The sequence below is a fragment of the Pseudomonas nitroreducens genome (assembly GCF_024170165.1).
Lineage (GTDB): Bacteria > Pseudomonadota > Gammaproteobacteria > Pseudomonadales > Pseudomonadaceae > Pseudomonas > Pseudomonas nitroreducens_C.
In genome coordinates this window covers 205,974-225,129 of the sequence record NZ_JALJXP010000007.1, presented here as the reverse complement: position 1 = coordinate 225,129, position 19,156 = coordinate 205,974, and the positions used below count along the sequence as shown (strand labels likewise).

19 protein-coding genes are annotated in these 19,156 nt (G+C 65.2%); 16 read left to right on the top strand and 3 right to left on the bottom strand.

All coding sequences use genetic code 11. The features are described 5' to 3' along the window. Positions 1 to 2 precede the first annotated feature (2 nt). Positions 3 to 1,250 carry a lipoprotein-releasing ABC transporter permease subunit gene (locus J2T47_RS16145; RefSeq protein WP_253448667.1) on the top strand — a complete coding sequence of 416 codons (1,248 nt, stop codon included), beginning with the start codon at positions 3 to 5 and terminating at the stop codon, positions 1,248 to 1,250. Between the two features lie 162 nt (positions 1,251 to 1,412). Here J2T47_RS16145 and J2T47_RS16140 read toward each other — a convergent pair whose 3' ends face one another. Next, entirely contained in the window at positions 1,413 to 1,943 is a 531-nt protein-coding gene (locus tag J2T47_RS16140; RefSeq protein ID WP_253448664.1) for a DUF2062 domain-containing protein, read from the bottom strand. Positions 1,944 to 2,095: 152 nt separating this feature from the next. Here J2T47_RS16140 and J2T47_RS16135 point away from each other — a divergent pair, with 152 nt between their 5' ends. From J2T47_RS16135 to murB, 8 genes are all read left to right on the top strand, one after another. Next, positions 2,096 to 4,288 carry a DNA internalization-related competence protein ComEC/Rec2 gene (locus J2T47_RS16135; RefSeq protein WP_253449022.1) on the top strand — a complete coding sequence of 731 codons (2,193 nt, stop codon included), beginning with the start codon at positions 2,096 to 2,098 and terminating at the stop codon, positions 4,286 to 4,288. Between the two features lie 71 nt (positions 4,289 to 4,359). Continuing rightward, entirely contained in the window at positions 4,360 to 4,995 is a 636-nt protein-coding gene (locus J2T47_RS16130) for a MotA/TolQ/ExbB proton channel family protein (protein ID WP_253448661.1), read from the top strand. Beyond that, positions 4,992 to 5,441, top strand: a complete 450-nt coding sequence (locus J2T47_RS16125) for an ExbD/TolR family protein (protein ID WP_017519261.1) — start codon at positions 4,992 to 4,994, stop codon at positions 5,439 to 5,441. The genes J2T47_RS16130 and J2T47_RS16125 overlap by 4 nt, the downstream gene beginning before the upstream one ends. Continuing rightward, entirely contained in the window at positions 5,441 to 6,439 is a 999-nt protein-coding gene (lpxK, locus tag J2T47_RS16120; protein WP_253448658.1) for a tetraacyldisaccharide 4'-kinase, read from the top strand. The genes J2T47_RS16125 and lpxK overlap by 1 nt, the downstream gene beginning before the upstream one ends. A gap of 66 nt (positions 6,440 to 6,505) precedes the next feature. After that, entirely contained in the window at positions 6,506 to 6,691 is a 186-nt protein-coding gene (locus J2T47_RS16115; protein WP_009621404.1) for a Trm112 family protein, read from the top strand. A 4-nt stretch (positions 6,692 to 6,695) separates the two neighbouring features. Beyond that, positions 6,696 to 7,460: a 3-deoxy-manno-octulosonate cytidylyltransferase gene (gene kdsB / locus J2T47_RS16110; RefSeq protein ID WP_253448655.1), complete on the top strand. Its 765-nt coding sequence runs from the start codon at positions 6,696 to 6,698 to the stop codon at positions 7,458 to 7,460. Continuing rightward, positions 7,460 to 7,924: a low molecular weight protein-tyrosine-phosphatase gene (locus J2T47_RS16105; protein ID WP_253448651.1), complete on the top strand. Its 465-nt coding sequence runs from the start codon at positions 7,460 to 7,462 to the stop codon at positions 7,922 to 7,924. Before kdsB ends, J2T47_RS16105 begins: the two co-directional genes overlap by 1 nt. Next, positions 7,921 to 8,940, top strand: a complete 1,020-nt coding sequence (gene murB, locus J2T47_RS16100; RefSeq protein WP_253448648.1) for a UDP-N-acetylmuramate dehydrogenase — start codon at positions 7,921 to 7,923, stop codon at positions 8,938 to 8,940. Before J2T47_RS16105 ends, murB begins: the two co-directional genes overlap by 4 nt. Positions 8,941 to 9,203: 263 nt before the next feature. Here the strand turns inward: murB and rne are convergent, their stop codons facing one another. Further along, on the bottom strand, positions 9,204 to 12,371 hold the full coding sequence (gene rne / locus J2T47_RS16095; protein ID WP_253448644.1) for a ribonuclease E: 3,168 nt from the start codon (positions 12,369 to 12,371) through the stop codon (positions 9,204 to 9,206). A gap of 591 nt (positions 12,372 to 12,962) precedes the next feature. Here rne and rluC point away from each other — a divergent pair. Genes rluC through sppA form a run of 3 tightly spaced genes read left to right on the top strand, consistent with a single transcriptional unit; the run spans position 12,963 to position 15,593 of the window. Continuing rightward, a complete protein-coding gene (gene rluC / locus J2T47_RS16090) occupies positions 12,963 to 13,919 on the top strand; it encodes a 23S rRNA pseudouridine(955/2504/2580) synthase RluC (RefSeq protein ID WP_253448641.1) in 957 nt (318 codons plus the stop codon). Continuing rightward, complete coding sequence (locus tag J2T47_RS16085; protein ID WP_253448638.1) at positions 13,912 to 14,598, top strand: HAD-IIIA family hydrolase; 687 nt, start codon at positions 13,912 to 13,914, stop codon at positions 14,596 to 14,598. The genes rluC and J2T47_RS16085 overlap by 8 nt, the downstream gene beginning before the upstream one ends. Beyond that, positions 14,598 to 15,593 (top strand): signal peptide peptidase SppA, encoded by a 996-nt coding sequence (gene sppA, locus J2T47_RS16080; RefSeq protein WP_253448635.1) that lies wholly within the window; start codon positions 14,598 to 14,600, stop codon positions 15,591 to 15,593. The genes J2T47_RS16085 and sppA overlap by 1 nt, the downstream gene beginning before the upstream one ends. A gap of 83 nt (positions 15,594 to 15,676) precedes the next feature. On the opposite strand, the gene J2T47_RS16075 is transcribed toward sppA, so the two are convergent. Then, positions 15,677 to 16,255 (bottom strand): Maf family protein, encoded by a 579-nt coding sequence (locus J2T47_RS16075; protein WP_253448632.1) that lies wholly within the window; start codon positions 16,253 to 16,255, stop codon positions 15,677 to 15,679. 112 nt (positions 16,256 to 16,367) lie between these two features. Between J2T47_RS16075 and J2T47_RS16070 the strand changes: the two genes are divergently transcribed. The 4 genes from J2T47_RS16070 (at position 16,368) to fabD (ending at position 19,146) form a co-directional block, all read left to right on the top strand. After that, a complete protein-coding gene (locus J2T47_RS16070; RefSeq protein WP_253448629.1) occupies positions 16,368 to 16,898 on the top strand; it encodes a YceD family protein in 531 nt (176 codons plus the stop codon). A 13-nt stretch (positions 16,899 to 16,911) separates the two neighbouring features. Then, the gene (gene rpmF, locus J2T47_RS16065; RefSeq protein WP_009621425.1) at positions 16,912 to 17,094 is read left to right on the top strand and encodes a 50S ribosomal protein L32; all 183 of its coding nucleotides are present in this window, start codon (positions 16,912 to 16,914) and stop codon (positions 17,092 to 17,094) included. 3 nt (positions 17,095 to 17,097) lie between these two features. Beyond that, a complete protein-coding gene (plsX, locus tag J2T47_RS16060) occupies positions 17,098 to 18,105 on the top strand; it encodes a phosphate acyltransferase PlsX (RefSeq protein ID WP_301295561.1) in 1,008 nt (335 codons plus the stop codon). A 102-nt stretch (positions 18,106 to 18,207) separates the two neighbouring features. Then, a complete protein-coding gene (gene fabD, locus J2T47_RS16055) occupies positions 18,208 to 19,146 on the top strand; it encodes an ACP S-malonyltransferase (RefSeq protein WP_253448626.1) in 939 nt (312 codons plus the stop codon). The last annotated feature ends 10 nt before the right edge of the window (positions 19,147 to 19,156 follow it).

Below are 19,156 nucleotides of genomic sequence, written 5' to 3'. Positions count from 1 at the left end.
GAATGTTCAGACCCCTGTCCGTCTTCATCGGCACCCGCTACACCCGTGCCAAGCGACGCAACCACTACATCTCGTTCATCTCCCTGACCTCGATGATCGGCCTCGCCCTGGGCGTGCTGGCCATGATCGTGGTGCTCTCGGTGATGAACGGCTTCCAGAAGGAAATGCGCTCGCGCATCCTCGGCATGGTGCCGCATGCCGTGCTGCAGCAGACCAGCGGCCCGCTGGACAACTGGCAACACGTGGCCGAGGTGGCCAAGCAGAACCCGAAGATCGTCGGCGCGGTGCCCTACACCGAAGTCGACGGCATGCTCTCCTACAAGGGCATGATGCAGCCCATCGAGGTGGATGGCGTCGACCCGGCGCTGGAAACCCAGGTGTCGATCATCGGCCGGCACATGGTCCGCGGCAGCCTTGACGACCTCAAGGCCACCGAGTTCGGCGTGGTCATCGGCGAGATCACCGCGCGGCGCTTCCACGTCAACGTCGGTGACAGCCTGCTGCTGATCGTCCCTGAGCCGAGCACCGCGCCCGGCGGCATCACCCCGCGCATGCAGCGCCTGAACGTGGTCGGTATCTTCAAGGTGGGTGCCGAACTGGACAGCACCCTGGCACTGATTCACGTGGACGACGCGGCCAGCCTGATGCGCTGGCAGCCCGGCCAGGTGCAGAGCGTGCGCATCGCCCTGAAGGACCTGTTCCAGGCGCCGGAAGTGGGCGCGGCCATCGCCAGGCAACTGGGTGACGGCTATCGCTCGGTGGACTGGACCCACACCCAGGGCAGCCTGTTCAGCGCGATGAAGATGGAAAAGACCATGATCGGCCTGCTGCTACTGCTGATCGTTGCGGTCGCCGCCTTCAACATCATCGCCACCCTGATCATGGTCGTGGCCGACAAGCGCGCCGACATCGCCATCCTGCGCACCCTGGGCGCCACGCCGAAGCAGATCATGGCGATCTTCATGGTGCAGGGCACGGTGATCGGCCTGATCGGCACCGTGATCGGCTGCGTACTGGGTGTGCTGGCGGCGTACAACGTCACCGCCATTGTCTCGACCCTGGAGCGCGTCGCCGGCACCCACGTGTTCAACTCGGACATCTACTTCATCAACTACCTGCCGTCCGACCCGCAGATCAGCGACATCGTGCTGATCTGCGTCGCGGCGCTGTCGATGAGCTTCCTCGCCACGCTGTACCCGGCCTGGCGCGCGGCCTCGACCCAGCCGGCGGAATCGCTGCGTTACGAGTGATTGTCCGATCCATTAAAAAGTCGCCCTTAGGGGCGGCTTTTTCGTTTCAGGGTGGCACCTTGCGTAGGAGCGAGCTTGCTCGCGAACGGAATTACCGGCAGCTCAAGAGCGGGGTGGCTCGCGAGCAAGAACGATGGCGTCCCCCTCGCTCCTGCGAAAAGTTCACAGCCCTTGCTGCAGATTGCGCAGCGCCCGGCGGCGCCGCCAGCTGCGGCCGATCCACCAGCGCCAGTAACCCTCGGTCGCCAGGTAGCCGAGGATGCCCACCAGGATGCCGCAGAGCACCGAACCCAGCAGGAAGGGCTGCCAGAGCATCGACAGCTCGCCGCTGATCCATTCCCAGGTCAGGTGGTCGGGCAGGGCGCGTGCCGGGATGCCCATGATCCAGGCGCCCATCTTGTAGGTGCAGTAGAACACCGGCGGCATGGTGATCGGGTTGGTCAGCCAGACCAGCCCCACCGAGATCGGCAGGTTGGCCCGCACCCACACCGCCAGCGAGGCGGCCAGCAGCATCTGCAGTGGGATCGGGATGAACGCGGCGAACAGTCCCATGCCCATGGCGCGGGATACGGAGCGGCGATTCAGGTGCCAGAGGTTGGGCGACTGGATCAGCGGTCCGAGAAAGCGCAGGCCCTTGTGGTTCCTGATGCTCTCCGGATCCGGCATGTAGCGCTTGAAGATTCGGCGCGGCATGAGGGAAATCTCTGGCAGACGGACGACGGCCCATTATGCCTAGCTAGGTGACAGTCATTCGTTGCCAACTATGTCCGTGTGTAACCGCCGCAGACCAATCGGATCGGCGGTCGCGCCAGGGTCGGGGAGTCGCTCCGTTGCCTCGTACAGGGATGCTCGCGCTGGCCTTGGGATTGCCGGCGCTTCCATCCGGCTGGGTCCTGCTGCTTCTCGCGCTGCTCGCGCTGCCGTTGTTGTTCACTCGCGGCTACTTCATCGGCCTGTTCCTGCTCGGTTTCGCCTGGGCCTGCCAGTCGGCGCAGTGGGCGCTGGATGATCGCCTGGCGCGGGAGCTGGACGGCCGCACGCTGTGGCTGGAGGGCAAGGTAGAGGGCCTGCCGGATCGCTCGGGGCCATCGGTGCGCTTCCAGCTCGCCGATGTCTCCAGCCCCCGTGCGAAGGTCCCTGCCACGCTGCGTCTGTCCTGGTTCGGCGGGCCCCCGGTGGCGGGCGGCGAGCGCTGGCGGCTGGCGGTGAAACTCAAGCGCCCCCACGGCATGGCCAATGGTGCGGGGTTCGATTACGAGGCCTGGCTCACCGCCCAGCGTATCGGCGCCACCGGCAGTGTGAAGGACGGGCAGCGCCTGGAGGCTTCCAGCGGTCCGCGCGCCTGGCGCGAAGCCTGGCGGCAACGCCTGCTGGCAGTGGATGCCCACGGTCGCTCCGGGGCACTCGCCGCGCTGGTGCTGGGCGATGCCTCCGGCTTGACCACGGCGGACTGGCAGGTCCTGCAGGACACCGGAACCCTGCACCTGATGGTGATCTCCGGCTCGCACATCTCGCTGCTGGCCGGCCTGCTCTATGCGCTGGTTGCCGGGCTGGCGCGCTTCGGTTGCTGGCCGGCGCGAATTGCATGGTTGCCCTGTGCCTGCCTGCTGGCTGCAGGCGGTGCCTGGGTGTACAGCCTGATGGCTGGGTTCGAGGTGCCGTTGCAGCGCGCCTGCGTCATGGTCTCCATCGTCCTGCTGTGGCGTCTGCGCTATCGCCATCGCGGACTTTGGGCCCCGCTGCTCGGCGCCCTGCTGGCGGTGCTGCTGGTCGAGCCGCTGGTCGTGCTGTTGCCGGGTTTCTGGTTGTCCTATGCGGCGGTGGCGCTGCTGATCTTCGGCTTCTCGGGGCGGCTGGGGCGCTGGACCGCCTGGCGCACCTGGCTGCGCGCGCAATGGCTGATGGCGGTCGGATTGCTGCCGGCGTCCATTGCCCTCGGTTTGCCGTTGAGCATTTCCGGGGTGGTCGCCAACCTGATCGCCGTGCCCTGGGTCGAGTTGATCGTCGTGCCGATGGCGCTGCTGGGGAGCCTGGCGCTGGGAATTCCCTGGCTGGGTGAGGCCTTGCTCTGGGTGTCGGGCGGGCTGCTGGAATTGCTGTTCCGGCTGTTGGGCTGGATGGCCGGGCTGGCGCCCGCCTGGCAGCCGGTAGCCGCGCCCGCCTGGGCGCTGGCGCTGGCGATGCTGGGCGCACTCCTGCTGCTTGCGCCGGCCGGTGTCCCATTGCGTGCGCTGGGGCTGGCGATGTTTCTGCCGGTGTTCTGGCCGGCGGTGCCGTTGCCCGCGCCGGGCATGGCCGAGATCCGCGTGCTGGACGTGGGGCAGGGGCTGTCGGTGCTGATCCGCACGCGCAGTCAGGTCTGGCTCTACGACACCGGGGCGCGCAACGGCGAATTCGACATCGGTGAGCGCGTGGTCGTGCCGACGCTGCGCAGCCTGGGCATCGGGCATCTGGATAGGCTGATGCTCAGCCACGCGGACAACGACCATGCCGGTGGTGCCGTGGCGGTGAAGCGCTCGTTGCGGCCGACGCAGGTCATCAGCGGTGAGCCTGAGCGCCTGCCAGAGGAGCTGCAGGCGCGCCCCTGTGGCATGGAGGTGTGGCAGGTCGATGGCGTTCGACTCTCCAGTTGGGCCTGGACGGGGGCCGGCGAGAGCAACGACCGTTCCTGCGCGCTGGAAATCGAGGCCAACGGCGAGCGTATCCTGCTCACCGGTGACCTCCCGCAGCCCGCCGAACTCGCCTGGCTGGCTGCGCATCCGGGCGAGCAGATCGACTGGCTGCTGGCGGGGCACCATGGCAGCCGGAGTTCCTCCGGGGCAGCCTTCCTGCGGGCGATCCGGCCGTCGACGGCGATCATCTCCCGGGGCGCCAACAACCCCTACGGCCATCCGCATCCGTCGGTCGTCGAGCGCTTCCGCGCGCTGGGCATCCGGATTCAGGATACGGCGGAGCAGGGCGGGTTGACCCTGACGCTCGGTGCCCATGGCGAGGTCCGGGGAGTGCGCGAAGGCGCACATTTCTGGCAGGAAAATTGAGCCTCGGGCGGTCGGCTCGCCACGGCCCCTGTGCTAGAGTGGCGCCACTTTTTTTCAGGGGATTCACCACTGTGTGGGAACTGGTCAAAGCTGGCGGCTGGATGATGCTGCCGATCTTGCTGAGCTCCGTCGCTGCCATGGCGATCGTCGCCGAACGTCTCTGGACCCTGCGCTTGAGCCGTGTGGCCCCGCCGCAGCTGCTCGGCCAGGTGTGGAAGCAGATCAAGGACAAGAAGATGAACAGCCAGGCCCTCAAGGACCTGCGCGCGTCCTCCCCGCTGGGTGAAATCCTCGCTGCCGGCCTGGCCAACTCCAAGCATGGTCGCGAGATCATGAAGGAGTGCATCGAGGAGGCCGCGTCCCGCGTCATCCACGAGCTGGAGCGCTACCTCAACGCCCTGGGCACCATCGCCGCGATGGCGCCGCTGCTGGGCCTGCTGGGGACCGTGTTCGGCATGATCCAGATCTTCAGTGCCTTCATGGGCGACGGCATGGCCAACGCGCCGATGCTCGCCGGCGGTATCTCCAAGGCCCTGATCACCACTGCATCGGGCCTGGTCGTGGCGATCCCGGCGGTGTTCTTCCACCGTTACCTGCTGCGCCGTGTCGATGAACTGGTCATCGCCATGGAGCAGGAAGCCATCAAGCTGGTGGAAGTGGTCCAGGGCGATCGCGAAGTCGACTTTGTCGAGGAAGGCAAAGCGTGAAATTCCGCCGCAGAGCGGGCGGAGCGGCCCGCGAGGACGTCTTCATCAACCTGGCGTCGCTGATCGACGTGATCTTCGTGCTGCTGCTGTTCTTCGTGGTTGCCACCTCGTTCACCAAGCCCTCGCAGCTCAAGGTCGAACTGCCCGAAGCGGTCAGCGGCACGCCGCCCGAGGCCACCGAGATCAAGCAGCTGGAAATCTCCATCAGCGTCGAAGGCCACTACGCGCTCAATGGCCAGAGCCTGGCGCGCGACGACCTGGAAAACCTGATGAACGCCATGCAGCGCGAGTCCGCTGGCGACAACAGCCTGCCGGTGGTGATCACCGCCGACGGCAAGGTCGACTACCAGTCCGTGGTCACCGCGATGGATGCTGCCGGCAAGCTGGGCTTCACCCACCTGCGCATCACCACCATCGAGTCCCGGGCGGACAAGAAGACCCCCTGATGGCGCTCTCCGACCGCCTGCTCGATGCCTGGTACAAGGGCCACCCGGCCCTTGCCCTGCTCAGGCCGCTCGAACTGCTCTACCGGCGTGTCGTACAAGGCCGCCGGCAGGACTTCCTCTCCGGCGCCAAGCCGGCCTTCCGCGCGCCCGTACCGATCGTCGTGGTCGGCAACGTCACCGTGGGCGGTACCGGCAAGACGCCGATGATCCTCTGGCTGATCGAACACTGCCGCGCCCGTGGGCTGAAGGTCGGTGTGGTCAGTCGCGGCTACGGCGCGAAGCCGCCGCAGACGCCCTGGCGCGTGCGCGCCGAGCAATCGGCGGCCGAGGCGGGCGACGAGCCGCTGATGATCGTGCGCCGCTGCGGCGTGCCGCTGATGATCGACCCGGACCGCTCCAGCGCCGTGCGCGCGCTGCTGGCCGAAGAGCCGCTGGACCTGATCCTCTGCGACGATGGCCTGCAACACTACCGCCTGGCCCGTGACCTGGAATTGGTGCTGATCGATGCTGCGCGCGGCCTGGGCAACGGCCGTTGCCTGCCTGCCGGGCCGCTGCGCGAGCCGGCCGAGCGTCTGGCCGAAGTCGACGCCGTGCTGCACAACGGCGCACCGTCCGATCCGCCGGGAGCCTTCTCCTTCGCCCTGCGACCTTCTGCCCTGGTCAACCTGGTCAGCGGCGAGCGCCGTGGCGTCGAGCATTTCCCCGCCGGTCAGCCGCTGCACGCGCTGGCCGGGATTGGCAATCCGCAGCGTTTCTTCACGACGCTCGAGGAGCTAAACTGGCGGCCGATTCCGCATCCCTTCCCCGACCATGCGGCCTACACCGCCGAGCAGCTGCGCTTCACGCCGGAACTGCCGCTGGTCATGACCGAGAAGGACGCGGTGAAATGCCGGTCCTTCGCCGCGCCCGACTGGTGGTACCTCGCCGTCGAAGCGCAGCCGTCGCCGGCCTTCGTCGCCTGGTTCGACGTTCAGCTCGAGCGCCTGCTCGCCCGCTGATCCGCCGTCGCAATCCGGCGCTGCCCGCATTCAAACTGTTCGCTGTTTAAGCTCAAGGAACGCACCATGGACCCGAAACTCCTCGATATCCTCGCCTGTCCGCTGTGCAAGGGCCCGCTCAAGCTCACCGACGACAAGTCCGAGCTGATCTGCAAGGCCGATGGCCTGGCCTACCCGGTGCGCGATGGCATCCCGGTGATGCTCGAAGGCGAGGCGCGTACCCTGAACGTCGACGAGCGGCTGGACAAGTAACGCCATGAGCCAGGCCTATACCGTCGTCATTCCCGCCCGCTACGCCTCCACCCGCCTGCCCGGCAAGCCGCTGCAGGACATCGCCGGCAAGCCGATGATCCAGCACGTCTGGGCGCAGGCCGGCAAAAGTGCGGCCACCCAGGTAGTGGTCGCCACCGATGATGCGCGCATCTTCGATGCCTGCCAGGGCTTCGGCGCCCAGGTGGTGCTGACCCGCGCCGAGCACAACTCCGGCACCGACCGACTGGCGGAAGTGGCCGATGCGCTGGGCCTGGCCGACGACGCCATCGTGGTCAACGTGCAGGGCGACGAGCCGCTGGTGCCGCCGTCGATCATCGACCAGGTGGCCGCCAACCTCGCCGCACACCCGGAGGCGGGCATCGCCACCCTGTGCGAGGAAATCCACGACCCGGCGGCGCTGTTCAACCCGAACATCGTCAAGGTGGTCAGCGACAAGAATGGCCTGGCCCTGACCTTCAGTCGCGCCACGCTGCCCTGGGCGCGCGATGCCTTCGCGGTGGACCGCGAAAGCTTGCCGGCCAACGTGCCGTATCGCCGCCACATCGGCATCTACGCCTACCGTGCGCGCTTCCTGCGCGACTTCGTGGCGTGGGGCCCGTGCTGGCTGGAAGACACCGAGTGCCTGGAGCAGCTGCGCGCGCTCTGGCACGGTGTGCGCATCCACGTGGCCGATGCCCTGGAAGCACCGCAGGCCGGCGTCGACACCCCGGAAGACCTGGAGCGCGTGCGGCGCATCCTGGGGGCCTGATGAAGGTCCTGTTCGTCTGCCTGGGCAATATCTGCCGCTCGCCCACCGCCGAAGGTGTATTTCGCCAGAAGGTCCGCGAAGCGGGCCTCGAGGATCGCATCGAGATCGACTCGGCCGGCACCGGCGACTGGCATGTCGGCAAGGCACCGGACGCCCGCACCCGTGCCGCTGCGCTGCGCCGTGGCTACGATCTGTCGGGCCTGCGAGCGCGGCAGGTCCGCGTCGCCGACTTCTCCCACTATGACCTGGTCCTGGCCATGGACAACGCCAACCTGCGCGACCTCAAGCATCTGCGCGGCAGCGGCGGCCAGGCGGAGCTGGACCTGTTCCTGCGCCGCTACGCGCTGGAAGTCGACGAAGTCCCCGATCCGTATTACGGCGGTGAAGACGGTTTCGAGCAGGTGCTGGACCTGGTGGAAAGGGCCTGCGACGGCCTGCTGACGGAAGTGAAGGGGCGCCTGTGACGCTGCAACTGCAAGAACGCATTTCCCTCAAGCCCTACAACACCTTCGGTGTTGAGGTCGCGGCGCGCTGGTTCGTCCAGGCGCACGATGATGCCGAGGTGCGCGCCGGTATCGCCGTCGCCGCCGAAAAGGGTCTGCCGCTGATGGTCATTGGCGGCGGCAGCAACCTGCTGCTGAGCCGTGACGTCGAGGCGCTGGTGCTGCGCATGGCTTCCCGTGGCGTGCGTGTCATCAGTGACGACGGCGAGCATGTGGTGGTCGAGGCGGAAGCGGGTGAGGTGTGGGATGACTTCGTGCGCTGGACCCTGGCCCAGGGCTTTGGCGGGCTGGAAAACCTCAGCCTGATTCCTGGCACCGTCGGTGCTGCTCCGATGCAGAACATCGGCGCCTACGGCGTCGAGATCAAGGACGTATTCGCCGGCCTGACCGCGCTGGACCGCGAGAGCGGAGAGCTGCGTGAGTTCGCGCTGGAAGACTGCGACTTTGCCTACCGCGAAAGCCGCTTCAAGCGTGAGTCGAGCCGTTGGCTGATCCTGCGGGTACGCTTCAACCTGACTCGCGCGGCGAAGTTGCATCTGGACTACGGCCCGGTGCGCCAGCGCCTGGCGGAGGAGGGCGTGACCGAGCCGACGCCCGTCGATGTCTCGCGGGTGATCTGTGCGATCCGCCGGGAAAAACTCCCTGACCCCGCAGTGCTGGGCAATGCCGGCAGCTTCTTCAAGAACCCGGTGGTGTCCACCGAGCAGGCCGACGCGCTGCGCCTGCGCTACAGCGATCTGGTGGCCTATCCGCAGGGCGATGGCCAGATGAAGCTCGCTGCCGGCTGGCTGATCGACAAGGCTGGCTGGAAGGGCTTCCGCGACGGTGCCGCTGGCGTGCATGCGCAGCAGGCGCTGGTGCTGGTCAATTACGGCGGTGCTACCGGCGCGCAGCTGCATGCCCTGGCTGAGCGCATTCGCGACGATATCCGCCAGCGCTTCGGCGTGGAGTTGGAGATGGAGCCGAATCTCTACTGAGTCCGCGCCGGATGGGAAAAGGGGATGCCACGGCATCCCCTTTTTTGTGCCCGTGGCCGGGAGTGCAGGAGCGAGCTTGCTCGCGAACCGCTCCCTGCGCCGGTGTTGAACGGATCGTAGGAGCGGGCTCTGTCCGCGCTAGGTCCGCATAGCGCCGGAGGCCAATCGCGGACAGAGCCCGCTCCTGCGTAACAGGCGACCCTGCAGTACGGACAATAAAAAAGGGGATGCCGTGGCATCCCCTTTTTCAGTTCAGGAAGCTATCAGCTGTGGTGCTTTTCCACCACGGTGCCTTCTTCTTCCTCGGTCTTCTCGGCTTGTTCGCCTTCAGCCGGCTCGGCAGCTTCGTTCACCACCTCGGCCTCGACGGCCTCGACGGTGGCTTCAGCGGTCGGCTCGACCACAACTTCGGCTTCCACCGCGGCGGCTTCTTCAACCACGGCCTCGACGACCGGTGCCTGCTCTACCTGCGGAGCAGCGGCTGCAGCGGCAGCGGCTTCACGGGCAGCGCGTTCCTGGCGACGACGCTCACGCGGGTCGTTGGAGGCACGGCCGGTGGCGTTGGCCGGAACGGCCGGAGCTTCTTCGGCGGCAGTCGCAGCGGCAGCCGGAGCTTCCTCGGTAACCACCGGGGCTTCTGCCTGGGGCTCCTCGACCAGCTGGGCGACGGCTTCGATCACGGTTTCAGCAGTCGGAGCCGACGCTTCTTCCGCGACAACCGACTCGGCGGCAGCCACTTCAACGGTTTCGCTGATGGCTTCTACCGGCTCGGCAGCCTGCTCGGTGGGCTTGGCCAGGAACTCGATGGTCTGCTCCAGGGCGCTTTCGGTGCGTACGGCTTCAACCACGCCGGATTCCAGCGGCTGGGCTTCGGCCTGAGCAGCGGGCTGCTCGTGCTCGGCGGCAGCTTCGGCAACGGCTACGGCAGTAGCGGCGGCAGCGACCATGGCGGCCGGCGACGGAGTGTCGGAGGCAGCCTGTTCGGCGGTGCCTTCGGCGCTCACTTCACCTTCTGCGCCTTCAGCCCCATCCACACCGGCTTCACGCTGGCGCTCGCGGCGGTTGCTGCGGCGACGCTGGCCACGGGAGCGGCGACGCGGACGGTCGTCGTCCGAACCTTCGTCGTCCTGTTGATCCAGCAGCTCCTCGTTCGGCAGCTCTTCGGCTTCCAGGGCGGCGGCATCGCGAGCCTGACGGTCTTCGCGCGGCTGGCGCTCTTCACGGGGCTGACGCTCGGCGCGCTCGCCACGCTCACCGCGAGGCTGACGCTCTTCGCGCGGCTGGCGCTCTTCACGCGGTTGACGCTCGGCGCGCTCACCACGCTCTTCGCGGGGCTGACGCTCCTCGCGCGGCTGGCGCTCGGCACGTTCTTCGCGGGGCTGACGCTCTTCGCGCGGCTGACGTTCGGCGCGCTCTTCACGCGGCTGGCGTTCCTCACGCGGCTGACGCTCGGCACGCTCCTCGCGCGGCTGGCGCTCTTCGCGGGGCTGGCGCTCGGCGCGTTCTTCACGCGGCTGACGCTCTTCGCGAGCCGGGCGCTCAGTGCGCTCACCGCGCTCATCGCGGCGACCACGTTCTTTACGCTCGTCATCACGACGACCGCCATCGCGACCGTCGCGGCGACGGTTCTGCTGACGGCCGTTGCGGCGCTCGCCCTGACCTTCGCTACGCTCGGTGGCGGGCTTCTCGGCGGCGACCGGGGTCGGCTCCGGCTTGCTGCCGGCGAACAGGCCTACCAGCGACTTCACCAGACCCTGGAACAGGCTCGGCTCAGGCATGGGCTTGGTGGCTTCGACGGCGACCGGTGCTTCGACGGCAGCCTGCTGCGGGGCAGGGCTCTGCGGGGAAACGGTCTTCACCGCGGCTTCCTGGCGAACCAGGGTGCGGGTGGCGCTGACCGGCTGGACTTCCTCGTGCTCTTCCGGGGCCATCTCGTAGCTGGCGTGGCCGGACAGCAGTTCGGGGTTGTCATCACGCAGGCGCTGAACTTCGAAGTGCGGAGTTTCCAGGTGGTCGTCCGGCAGGATGAAGATGCGCGCGCGGGTGCGCAGCTCGATCTTGGTGATGGCGTTGCGCTTCTCGTTGAGCAGGAAGGCGGCAACCTGGAACGGCACACGCGCACGAACTTCGGCGGTGCGGTCCTTCAGGGCTTCTTCCTCGATCAGGCGCAGGATGGCCAGCGACAGGGATTCGACGTCACGGATGATGCCCTGGCCGTTGCAGCGCGGGCAGACGATGCCGCTGGTCTCGCCCAGGGACGGACGCAGGCGCTGACGGGACATTTCCAGCAGGCCGAAGCGCGAGATGCGGCCAACCTGCACGCGGGCGCGGTCGGCTTCCAGGGCTTCGCGGACGCGTTCTTCCACGGCGCGCTGGTTCTTCGCCGGGGTCATGTCGATGAAGTCGATGACGATCAGGCCGCCGATGTCACGCAGGCGCAGCTGGCGGGCGATTTCCTCGGCCGCTTCCAGGTTGGTCTGCAGGGCGGTTTCTTCGATGTCGCCGCCTTTGGTGGCGCGCGCCGAGTTGATGTCGATGGACACCAGGGCTTCGGTCGGGTCGATGACGATGGAGCCGCCCGACGGCAGCTTCACTTCGCGCTGGAAGGCGGTTTCGATCTGGCTCTCGATCTGGAAGCGGTTGAACAGCGGAACGCTGTCCTGGTAGAGCTTCACCTTGCTCGCGTACTGCGGCATGACCTGCTGGATGAAGTTCAGGGCTTCTTCCTGGGCGTCGATGCTGTCGATCAGCACCTCGCCGATGTCCTGGCGCAGGTAGTCGCGGATGGCGCGGATGATGACGTTGCTTTCCTGGTAGATCAGGAACGGACCGCTGCGCTCGCCGGAGGCTTCCTTGATGGCGCCCCACAGTTGCAGCAGGTAGTCCAGGTCCCATTGCAGCTCTTCGGAGCTGCGGCCCAGGCCCGCGGTGCGGACGATCAGGCCCATGTCGCCGGGAACGGTCAGGCCGTTCAGGGCTTCACGCAGTTCGTTGCGCTCTTCGCCCTCGATGCGGCGGGAGATGCCACCGGCACGCGGGTTGTTGGGCATGAGCACCAGGTAGCGGCCGGCGAGGCTGATGAAGGTGGTCAGGGCGGCGCCCTTGTTGCCACGTTCTTCTTTCTCGACCTGGACGATGACTTCCTGGCCTTCGCTCAGGACGTCCTTGATGTTGATGCGGCCTTCAGGATTCTTCTTGAAGTACTCGCGGGAGATTTCCTTGAGGGGGAGGAAGCCGTGGCGTTCGGCGCCGAAGTCGACGAATGCGGCCTCGAGGCTCGGCTCGATGCGGGTGATACGGCCTTTGTAGATGTTGGCCTTTTTCTGTTCGCGCGCGCCGGACTCGATGTCCAGGTCGAACAGGCGTTGGCCGTCTACCAGCGCTACACGCAACTCTTCGGGTTGAGTTGCGTTGATCAGCATTCTTTTCATGTAGTACCAATGGTTTCCGGGGCCACCGGAAACGGCGATCGGCACACACGACTCTCACGGTCGGTGCTAAGGCACGTACTCAGGAACGGCGGACCATTCCCGTGTCCAGCGGCAGCAAGGAGAATCTGCTGTGCCGCGACTACGTTTCCTACTTGTTTTGTCAGAACAAGCACTCATCAGGAGGAGGAATTAGCTGTCAGATGCGGACGACAAGGTGCGTCTACGTTCAAGGCATGCGTTCAAGGCATGAACGCAACGCAATCCGACAGTTGTGCATCTCCGCCCTGCACATTTCCCTAAGAACCGGGTGCCACTCGCTGAATCCGGGAGCGGGGTTGGCTTTTATCACGGCGACATTGGCTGCCGTGGTCATGTCTGAAGGCCTGGGTTTCGAGGCGCTGTCGGCGCGAGAATCGCTCGGGCCGTTGCAACGCTTCCGGGGACTGCCTCGTGTCCGTTCAATGTGTTTGCAGGCGGTTGGGGATGGCGATTACGCGATCATCCGCAGGCCTGGCCACTTTTGGCGGCCTCCCGAATATAGCAGCAATGATTAAGTGCTTCAATTGAATGAAAAATTGTTATTATATCCGGATGACGAATCCCGCCCCTCCGACTTCCGGCGTTCAGCTGCTTGAAGTCGCGCCGGAGTATGCCGGCCAACGAATCGACAATTTCCTCCGCACCCAGCTCAAGGGCGTGCCCAAGACCCTGATCTACCGCATCCTTCGCAAGGGTGAGGTGCGGGTCAACAAGGGCCGCATCAAGCCCGAGTACAAGCTGCAGGCCGGCGATGTGATACGCGTGCCGCCGCTGCGTCTGGCCGAGCGCGACGAGCCGGTGCCGCTGGCCCAGGGCCTGCTGGAGCGCCTGGAAGCCGCCATCGTCTATGAAGACAAGGCGCTGATCGTGGTGAACAAGCCCACCGGTATCGCCGTGCATGGTGGCAGCGGCCTGAACTACGGCGTCATCGAAGCCTTCCGCCAGCTGCGTCCGGAGTGCAAGGATCTGGAACTGGTGCACCGCCTGGACCGCGATACGTCCGGTCTGCTGATGATCGCCAAGAAGCGCAGCATGCTGCGTCACCTGCACGACGCCCTGCGTGGCGAGCGCATCGTGGACAAGCGCTACCACGCCCTGGTGCGCGGTAACTGGCCGGCGGCGAAGAAGCAGATTGCCGTGCCGCTGCTGAAGAACAACCTGCGCTCCGGTGAGCGTGTGGTGGAAGTGAATCCCGAAGGCAAGGAAGCGCTGACCGAGTTCAAGGTGCTGCGCCGCTTTGGTGATTTCGCCACGCTGGTGGAGGCGCGTCCGATCACTGGTCGTACCCACCAGATCCGTGTTCACGCCAAGCACGCTGGCCATTCCATCGCTGGCGATCCCAAGTACGGCGACGAAGATTTCTCCCGCGAGATCCGCGAGCTGGGCGGCAAGCGCCTGTTCCTGCACTCGGCCTACCTGCGTGTGCCGCTGCCTGATGGCGGTGCGCTGGAGCTGGAGGCGCCGGTGGACGAGGTCTGGTTGCGCACCGTGGAGCGTCTGGATGCGTGAGTATTCCCTGCTGATCTTCGACTGGGATGGCACGCTGGTGGATTCCATCGGTCGTATCGTCGAGGCGATGCGGGTCGCGGCGGTCGGTTCCGGTCTTCCGGAGCGCAGCGATGCTGCCATCAAGGGCATCATCGGCCTGGGCCTGCCGGAAGCTATCCAGACGCTGTATCCGGAAGTAGAGGAGGGCGAGCCGCTGGATCGCTTCCGTCTGGACTACGGCAATCACTACCTGAGCCTGGAAGTGCAGCCTTCGCCGCTGTTTCCGGGCGTGGCTGAGGCCATGGCTGAGTTTCGCGGGGCGGGCTATCAGTTGGCGGTCGCTACCGGCAAGAATCGCCGCGGGCTGGATCGTGTGCTGGCGGGGCAGGGCTGGACGGATTTCTTCGATATCACCCGTGCTGCCGATGAGTCGGCGAGCAAGCCGGACCCGCGCATGCTGCACGAAATTCTCGAGCATTGCCGGGTCGATGCCCGCGATGCGTTGATGGTGGGTGATTCGCCCTTCGATCTGGAAATGGCGCGCCGCGCTGGCATGGATTCGGTGGCGGTGGGCTATGGTGCTCAGTCGCTGGAGACCCTTCGGGAGTATGCTCCGGTGCTGGAAGTGAATCATTTCAATGAATTGCGCGCCTGGCTCGCCGGGCGCTCGGTCAAACCGGTGCTCGAGGTAGGCAACTGATGTCGGATGAATGGAAGGCGGACGATAGCAAGGCTGCGCAAACCACGGCAGGTGACGACAAGAGCTGGAAATTGCTGGAGAAGGCTGTGCTGGCGGGTGTCCAGGAGCAGCGCCGGTCGCGTCGCTGGGGCATTTTCTTCAAGCTGCTGACCTTCGTTTACCTGTTCGGTGCGTTGGCGCTGTTCAGTCCTTTCAGTGGCTTGTCCAAGTCTGCGTCGCGCAGTGCCAGCCATACGGCACTGATTGAAGTGAAAGGCATGATTGCCGATAACGAGCCGGCCAGTGCCGACAACATTGTCGGCGCGCTGCGTTCCGCGTTCGAGGATACTGGCACCAAGGGCATTATCCTGCGTATCAACAGTCCGGGCGGCAGTCCGGTGCAATCCGGCTATATCTACGATGAAATCAAGCGCCTGCGCGGTGAGCATCCGGATATCAAGGTCTATGCAGTCATCAGTGATCTCGGTGCTTCCGGTGCCTACTACATCGCCAGTGCCGCGGATGATATCTATGCGGACAAGGCCAGTCTGGTCGGCTCCATCGGTGTGACGGCGGCGACTTTCGGCTTCGTCGGCACCATGGAAAAGCTGGGTGTGGATCGCCGCATCTATACCTCGGGCGAGCACAAGGCCTTCCTCGATCCGTTCCAGCCGCAGAAGCCGGATGAAACGGCCTTCTGGCAGCAGGTCCTGGATACCACCCACAAGCAGTTTATCGATGTGGTGAAGAAGGGGCGTGGCGATCGTCTGAAGGACAAGGATCATCCCGAGCTGTTCTCCGGTCTGATCTGGTCCGGCGAGCAGGCGCTGCAGTTGGGGCTGATCGATGGTCTGGGCAGCTCCAGCTACGTGGCGCGCGAGATCATCAAGGAGAAGGAAATCGTGGATTACACCGTCCAGGAAACTGCCTTCGACCGTTTCACCAAGAAGCTGGGCGCCAGCGTCGCCGAGCGCATGGCGATGTGGATGGGCTGGCAGGGTCCGGTCCTGCGCTGAGTGCGCTTCCTTATATAAGGAAGGAAAAAGGCCCGGCGATTGCCGGGCCTTTTCATTTCAGGTTCAGGCTCAGGCTTTCCGGATCAGGGGATTTGTACCTGTTCGGCAAGCAGCATATCCACCAGGCGGATCAGCGGCAGTCCGACCAGGCTGGTGGCATCCTCGCCCTCGGTGGATCGGAACAGGCTGACACCCAGGCCTTCGGCCTTGAAGCTGCCGGCGCAGTCGAAGGGTTTTTCGGCCTCCAGGTAGCGGCGAATGCGTGCTTCGTCGAGGTCGCGGAAGTGTACGGTAAAGGGCACGCAATCGATCCGGGCTTCGCCGCTCTGGCTGTTGAGCAGGCAGAGTCCGGTGAGGAAGCTGACGCTCTTGCCGCTGGCATCTTTCAGTTGCTCGGTCGCGCGCTCGAGGTCGTGGGGTTTGCCGAGAATCCGCCTGCCGTTAACCGCGGCCTGGTCGGAGCCGATGATCAGATGGGCGGGATAGTGCTGGGCCAGGGCGCGTGCCTTGCTTTCCGCCAGCCGGCGCACCAGTTGTTCGGCGTTCTCGCCGGGCAGCGGGGTTTCGTCGATGTCGGGGCTGGCGCTTTCGAACGGCAGGCGCAGGCGGTGCAGCAATTCGCGGCGGTAGGGCGAGCTGGATGCAAGGATCAGGGGTAGCATGGATAATTCCTTCGGAGCGTCACCGCGATTCTAGCGAAAAGGGCTGTCCATACAGCGGTTTATGGCTAATTTCCTTTGACAGCTTCGGGTGCATCCCTATAATGGCGCGCTTATGTTGAATGGACCGATACCACCTCACGTTGATCCGCGCAAATTGGTCGAGCGCGCCGCCACCCTCGAGGGTGTGCTGCCGATCGCCAAGATGGCACGTCTCAGCGAGCAACTGACCAGCAGCGATGGCGATATTCACGCGAAGTTTTCCTTCTTCCGTGATCAGCAGAAGTTGGCGGTCATGCACGTCGAGCTCAATGGCGAGGTGAGCATGGTATGCCAGCGCTGTCTCGAAGCGGCTAAATTCCATGTGGGTGGTGCGTACGATTACGTCATCATCCCGGAAGGCAAGTCGATCGATGATCTGCCCAGTGGCTACGATGCGTTGGAAGTGGGGGATGACCCCATCGACCTGACCTCGCTGGCTGAGGACGAGTTGCTGCTCGCCTTGCCCATCGTGCCGGTCCATGACCCTGAGGATTGCCAGCAGCCGGTGGGATACGCTACAGCGCCCGAACCGAGCGAGAACGTCGAAGAGCGGCCCAATCCGTTCAGCGTACTGGCGCAGTTGAAGCGTGACCCAAACGTTTAGGAGTTAATCAATCATGGCTGTTCAGCAGAACAAAAAATCCCGTTCCGCTCGTGACATGCGTCGTTCGCACGATGCCCTGGACGCGAACGCTCTGTCCGTGGAAAAGAGCACCGGTGAAGTTCACCTGCGCCACCACGTCTCCCCGGACGGTTTCTATCGCGGCCGCAAGGTCGTAGACAAAGGCTCTGACGAGTAATCTTTGTCCGCACCAATCATCGCGATTGATGCAATGGGTGGGGACTACGGTCCCCACTGCATTGTTCCGGCCTGCATTTCCTTTCTGGCCGAGTATGCTTCCCTCCAGTTGGTCCTCGTCGGCCAAGCTCCTCTGATAGAAGAACACCTGCGCGGCCTTTCTCCGGTCGAGCGTCAGCGTCTTCACGTCCACCACGCCAGCGAAGTCGTCACGATGGACGAGCGTCCGTCCCAGGCGTTGCGTGGCAAGCCCGATTCCTCCATGCGAGTTGCCCTCGAACTGGTTCGTGATGGCAAGGCCCATGCCTGCGTCAGTGCCGGCAATACCGGTGCGCTGATGGCGCTTTCCCGCTACCTGCTCAAGACGTTGCCCGGCATCGATCGCCCGGCGATGGTGACGGCTGTGCCGACGCAGAGCGGTCATTGCCATCTGCTCGACCTGGGCGCCAATGTCGATTGCAGTGCCGAGCACCTCTATCAGTTCGCCGTCATGGGTGCGGTGGCGGCGGAAGCGCTGGGCAAGAGCAATCCACGGGTTGCGCTGTTGAATGTCGGTACCGAGGACATCAAGGGCAACCAGCAGGTGAAGCTGGCGGCCAGTCTGCTGCAGCAGGCGCAGGGTTTGAACTACATCGGCTACATCGAGGGCGACGGCCTGTATCGCGGACTGGCGGATGTGGTGGTGTGCGACGGTTTTGTCGGCAACATCCTGCTCAAGTCCAGCGAGGGCTTGGCGGCTATGGTTGCGGCGCGCCTGGAAGAATTATTCAATTCCAGCCTGCCGGCCAAGGCGGTCGGCCTGATGGCGATGCCGTTCCTGCGTCGACTGCGCGGTGATCTCACGCCGTCCCAGCACAACGGTGCGAGTTTCCTTGGTTTGCAGGGCATCGTGGTGAAGAGCCACGGCAGTGCGAAAGAGGAGGGCATCCAGAGCGCCTTGCGTCGTGCGCTGCTGGAAGTGCGCGAGAATCTGCCCCAGCGGCTGCATGGCCGTCTGGAACATCTGCTCTAATGTGACCGCGGTCGTCAGACCGTCATCCAACTGTCAGTTCAATGCGCCAGGCTCTCGCCGGCGTTATCCATTTGACGACACAGACAAAAGGGACCTGTTGCAATGTCCGCATCCCTCGCCTTCGTATTCCCCGGTCAAGGTTCGCAGTCGCTCGGCATGCTCGCCGAGCTGGGTGCACAACAAGCCGTTGTCCGCGATACCTTCGCCGAAGCTTCCGCTGCCCTGGGTTATGACCTCTGGGCTCTGGTGCAGGAAGGTCCGGAAGAACGCCTGAACCAGACCGACAAGACCCAGCCCGCCATCCTCGCCGCCTCCATCGCCCTGTGGCGCCTGTGGCAGGCCGAAGGTGGTGTGCAGCCGGCTTATGTTGCCGGCCATAGCCTGGGTGAGTACTCCGCACTGGTCGCCGCTGGCAGCCTGGCTTTCGCCGATGCGGTGAAGCTGGTCGAGCGTCGTGGTCAGCTGATGCAGGAAGCTGTTCCTGCCGGCACTGGCGGCATGGCTGCCATCCTCGGTCTCGAAGACGCTGACGTCCTCGCCGCCTGCGCCGAAGCGGCCCAGGGTGAAGTGGTCAGCGCCGTGAACTTCAATGCCCCCGGTCAGGTGGTGATCGCAGGTGCGGCCAAGGCCGTCGAGCGTGCCATCGAGGCGTGCAAGGCCCGCGGCGCCAAGCGCGCTGTCGCGCTGCCGGTCAGCGTGCCGTCGCACTGCGAACTGATGCGCCCGGCTGCCGAGCGTTTCGCCGAGGCTGTCGAAGCCGTGCAGTGGCAGATGCCGCAGATTGCTCTGGTGCAGAACGTTACTGCCCAGGTCCCGGCCGATCTGGCGGCGCTCAAGCGCGACCTGTTGGCGCAGCTGTACAGCCCGGTCCGCTGGGTCGAGAGCGTGCAGCTGTTGGCCGAGAAGGGCGTCACCGACCTGGTCGAGTGCGGTCCGGGCAAGGTGCTGGCTGGTTTGAACAAGCGTTGCGCCAAGGGCGTGACCACCCACAACCTGGATTCCGCGGATGCCTTCGGCGCAGCCCGCGCGGCTCTGGCTTGAACAGGAGATA

Bases quoted from the DNA above. Each gene is read 5' to 3' on its own strand.
- kdsB (WP_253448655.1), top strand. From the start codon at position 6,696: ATGAGCCAGGCCTATACCGTCGTCATTCCCGCCCGCTACGCCTCCACC.
- J2T47_RS16145 (WP_253448667.1), top strand. From the start codon at position 3: ATGTTCAGACCCCTGTCCGTCTTCATCGGCACCCGCTACACCCGTGCC.
- rpmF (WP_009621425.1), top strand. From the start codon at position 16,912: ATGGCTGTTCAGCAGAACAAAAAATCCCGTTCCGCTCGTGACATGCGT.
- J2T47_RS16105 (WP_253448651.1), top strand. From the start codon at position 7,460: ATGAAGGTCCTGTTCGTCTGCCTGGGCAATATCTGCCGCTCGCCCACC.
- rluC (WP_253448641.1), top strand. From the start codon at position 12,963: ATGACGAATCCCGCCCCTCCGACTTCCGGCGTTCAGCTGCTTGAAGTC.
- J2T47_RS16085 (WP_253448638.1), top strand. From the start codon at position 13,912: ATGCGTGAGTATTCCCTGCTGATCTTCGACTGGGATGGCACGCTGGTG.
- sppA (WP_253448635.1), top strand. From the start codon at position 14,598: ATGTCGGATGAATGGAAGGCGGACGATAGCAAGGCTGCGCAAACCACG.
- J2T47_RS16140 (WP_253448664.1), bottom strand. From the start codon at position 1,943: ATGCCGCGCCGAATCTTCAAGCGCTACATGCCGGATCCGGAGAGCATC.
- J2T47_RS16075 (WP_253448632.1), bottom strand. From the start codon at position 16,255: ATGCTACCCCTGATCCTTGCATCCAGCTCGCCCTACCGCCGCGAATTG.
- rne (WP_253448644.1), bottom strand. From the start codon at position 12,371: ATGAAAAGAATGCTGATCAACGCAACTCAACCCGAAGAGTTGCGTGTA.
- J2T47_RS16070 (WP_253448629.1), top strand. From the start codon at position 16,368: ATGTTGAATGGACCGATACCACCTCACGTTGATCCGCGCAAATTGGTC.
- lpxK (WP_253448658.1), top strand. From the start codon at position 5,441: ATGGCGCTCTCCGACCGCCTGCTCGATGCCTGGTACAAGGGCCACCCG.
- fabD (WP_253448626.1), top strand. From the start codon at position 18,208: ATGTCCGCATCCCTCGCCTTCGTATTCCCCGGTCAAGGTTCGCAGTCG.
- J2T47_RS16135 (WP_253449022.1), top strand. From the start codon at position 2,096: ATGCTCGCGCTGGCCTTGGGATTGCCGGCGCTTCCATCCGGCTGGGTC.
- J2T47_RS16115 (WP_009621404.1), top strand. From the start codon at position 6,506: ATGGACCCGAAACTCCTCGATATCCTCGCCTGTCCGCTGTGCAAGGGC.